At 59.9% G+C, this 1132-nt stretch carries 1 protein-coding gene; it reads left to right on the top strand.

Annotation, left to right across the window (positions count from 1 at the left end; all coding sequences use genetic code 11):
- Window positions 1-180: 180 nt before the first annotated feature.
- Window positions 181-1132, top strand: a 952-nt coding sequence (locus LPA46_RS18695) for a carbohydrate ABC transporter permease (RefSeq protein ID WP_230893815.1), incomplete at its 3' end; no start/stop codon positions are given.

Genomic DNA, 1132 nt, shown 5'->3' with positions numbered 1-1132 from the left:
AACCAATCGAGCAAGATCGCGGAGCAGGCCAATCGCGCGGTCGGACAAGAGGTGGCCTCGTCCGAGGCGATGGCAACGCTCCAGTCCAGCCTCGAAGAGACTGAGAGAAGCAACTGACGAGCGGAGAGCTCCACACTTACCAGATCAAACCATGAGTCCCACACCTCTCGGAGGGATAGTATGAGCGCCGATACGGCTGCAGAACCGGCACGTGAGTCACGACGGGCGGGACCAGTCGTCGGCTTCTTGCGGTGGCTGGAGAACCTGAGCGACACGCAGTACGCGTACCTGCTGTTGACCCCGGTATTCGTCCTGCTCGGTATCGTGGCTATCTACCCGCTCTTGCGGACGTTCGAGCTGTCACTGTACGCCGTCTCGACCGACCTCTCTAGTGTCCGTTTCGTTGGTCTCGACAACTACGTCGCGCTGTTCACCGGGGAGAAAAATCGGTTCCTCCCCGGCGGGACGACGTTCCTCCCGACCGGGTTCGACGCCGCGAGTCTCCTCGATAGCGCCCTCGTAATCACCCTCATCTTCGCCGTGGCCAGCGTATTGTTCGAGACCCTCATCGGACTGGGACAAGCGCTCGTCTTAGACCAAGACTTCTACGGCCGACGGTGGGTCCGTGCGGCGATTATCATTCCGTGGGCCGTCCCAATCGTCATCCAGGGGATGATGTTCTTCTTAATGTTCGACTCGAACGTCGGATTCGCGACGCCGATTCTCGCCGATCTCGGAGTAGTAGCACCGACAAACACACTGAACGACACGGTCAGCGCGACGTTCATCATTATCGTCGCCGACATCTGGAAGACCTCCGCGTTCATGGCGCTACTCATCCTTGCCGGGCTCCAGAGCATCAATCGGAGCCTGTACGACGTGGCCCGCGTCGCCGGTGCGAGCAAGTGGCAGCAGTTCAGATACATCACGCTCCCGCTCATCCTGCCGACCATCGGGGTTGCGGTGTTATTCCGCTCGGTGCAGGCGATGCGTGTGTACGGTATCATCGATACTGTCTCGAGTTGTACCGTCGTTCCCTCACTCTCCTGTATGGTCGTCTCGACGTTCAACACACACGAGGGGACGTCTGCCGCCATTGCGTTCGTGACAGCGGCCATCATCGGCGTCGTCG

This window comes from Halobacterium sp. KA-6 (assembly GCF_021029015.1).
In the GTDB taxonomy this organism is placed as follows: domain Archaea; phylum Halobacteriota; class Halobacteria; order Halobacteriales; family Halobacteriaceae; genus Halobacterium.
Note: the sequence above shows the minus strand (reverse complement) of the source record. Positions and strands in the feature narration are given on the sequence as shown.